At 72.2% G+C, this 2,540-nt stretch carries 1 protein-coding gene; it reads left to right on the top strand.

Annotation, left to right across the window (positions count from 1 at the left end; genetic code table 11):
* The coding region (locus E4099_RS31225) for an FtsX-like permease family protein (RefSeq protein WP_342451961.1) at positions 1-2,438 on the top strand (2,438 nt) is incomplete at its 5' end.
* Positions 2,439-2,540 lie beyond the last annotated feature (102 nt).

Below are 2,540 nucleotides of genomic sequence, written 5' to 3'. Positions count from 1 at the left end.
CCCCGGCGGGCCCCCGCCGCCCCGGACCGCTGCGCTGGGTCGCCGACCTGACCATGGGCGCGCGCTTCGCGATGACCGGCGGCCGGGAGGGCTGGATCAGGACCCTCCTCACCGCCTTCGGCGTCGGCCTGGGCGTCACCCTCCTGTTCGTGGCCACCTCCGTACCGCATGTGCTGTCCGCCCGCGAGGACCGCACCCAGGCGCGCGACCCGTGGATCGCGAGCAGCACCGGCCTGGAGCGCGGGGCCACCACCCTGCTGTTCCGGCAGTCCTCCACCGCCTATCACGGCAAGGACATCAGCGGCCTGATCATCCGGCCCGAGGGGGCCGATGCCGCCACCCCGCCCGGCGTGCGGAAATTCCCGGGCCCCGGTGAGTTGGTGGTCTCGCCCGCGCTCAAGCGGCTGCTCGACTCCGGTGACGGCACGCTGCTGCGGCAGCGGTTCGCCGCCTACCGCGTGGTCGGAACCATCGCGGACCAGGGCCTCCAAGGCCCCTCGGAGCTGATGTTCTACACCGGCGCCAAGAGCGGCGAGCTCGTCGACCAGCACAACGCCAACCGCACCAAGGGCTGGGGGCCGGCCGCGGCCTCCCTGGACCATGCGCCGATGAACCAGACGAAGCCCTCCCCGGAGCTGATCCTGCTGGCGACCATCGGCTGTGTGGTGCTGCTGCTGCCGGTGGCCGTCTTCATCGCCACCGCGGTGCGCTTCGGCGGCGAGCGCCGTGACCGGCGACTCGCGGCGCTGCGGCTGGTCGGCGCGGACCGCGCCATGACCCATCGCATCGCCGCCGGAGAGGCCCTGTTCGGGGCGCTGCTCGGGCTGGCCTTCGGCACCGCCTTCTTCCTGGCGCTCCGGGCGTTCATCGAGGAATTCACCCTCTGGAACTACAGCGTCTTCTCCTCGGACCTGACCCCCTCGGCCCCGCTCGCCCTGCTGGTACTGCTGGCCGTGCCCGCCGCCGCCGTGGTCGTCACCCTCTTCGCCCTGCGCGGCGTCACCATCGAGGCGCTCGGTGTCGTACGCCAGGCCCGGCCCCGCCGCCGCCGGCTCTGGTGGCGGCTGGCGCTGCCGCTCCTCGGCCTGGCCCTGCTGTACCAGATGATGACCGGTTACACCGCGGCCGGCCCGCGGGACACCTACCAGGTCGCCATCGGCGCGGTGCTGGTGCTGGCCGGTACCACCGCCCTGCTGCCCTGGGTGGTCGAGGCGGTCGTGGCGCGACTGCGCGGCGGCCCGCTCCCCTGGCAGCTGGCCACCCGCAGGCTCCAGCTCTCCAGCGGCGCCGCGGCCCGTGCGGTCAGCGGCATCACGGTGGCCGTCGCCGGGGCCATCGCCCTCCAGATGCTGTTCTCCAACGTGCAGGCCCAGCACACCAGCGACACCGGACAGGACCCCACCCGGGCCCAGTTCGTCACCCAGTCCACGGTGCGCGACGGGAAGGGCGCCAAGAAGGCCGTCGCCCGCTTCCAGCGGACCCCGGGGGTACGCGAGGTCTTCGCCACCGTCGAGGCCACGATCCGGCAGTCCCATGACGACCCCTACGACACCCCGCCCGTCCAGATGCACATCGCAGACTGCGCCATGCTGCGGGAGTTCCTCCGGCTGCCGCACTGCGCGGACGGCGATGTCTACGTCAGCCAGCGGCCCGAGTACCTGACGAAGGACCAATGGGCGCCGACCACGCCGGGCAGCGAGGTCGTCATCACCGGCCAGGAAGCGGAGGACCGCTTCAGCGCCCGCAGAGGGCAGGGGACCAACGGCTCCAAGGACCTGGTCCGAGCCGGAAAGCGCTGGACCGTCCCCCGCTCCACGACCGTGGTCCACACCCGGCCCGACCCCGTGGGCATGGACCGCGAAGGCATCTACGTCACCCCGGGAGCCCTGGGCATGACCGGTTTCGGGGCCACCAACGTCCAGGTGATCGTGAGCCTGGACAAGAGCGCCGAGGACGCCATCGAGCGCGTACGCAACACCGATGCCGAGGTCAGCGGCGGGGTGGGGAACGGCTACAGCGTCGTCGCCACGGAGGAGACCAGGAAGTTCAGGAGCATCCGCAACGGCCTGTTCATCGGGGCGTTCGCGACGCTGCTGGTGATCGGCGCCAGCATGATCGTGTCCACTCTGGAGCAGCTGAGGGAGCGCAGGCGGCTGCTGTCCGTGCTGGTCGCCTTCGGCACCCGCCGCTCCACGATCAGCTTGTCCGTGCTGTGGCAGACCGCCATCCCGGTGGTGCTGGGACTCGCGGTGTCGATGGTCGGCGGACTCACCCTCGGCGCCGTACTGCTGAAGATGATCGAGGCACCGGTCGCCGTGGACTGGGCGGGCCTGGGCATCATGGGCGGCATCGGGGCAGGTGTGATCGCCCTGGTGACCCTCGCCAGCCTGCCGCCGCTGTGGCGGATGACCCGCCCGGACGGGCTGCGCCACGAGTAGCCTGGCGGCTCTTCGATGGACCTGGGCCCCGGCCGCGGACTCCCTTTTCGGGGGTACGTGGCCGGGGCCTGCGTGTGCGTCACCGACGGGGGTTCCGGGGTG

This window comes from Streptomyces palmae (genome assembly GCF_004684805.1).
In the GTDB taxonomy this organism is placed as follows: Bacteria; Actinomycetota; Actinomycetes; order Streptomycetales; family Streptomycetaceae; genus Streptomyces; species Streptomyces palmae.
Note: the sequence above shows the minus strand (reverse complement) of the source record. Positions and strands in the feature narration are given on the sequence as shown.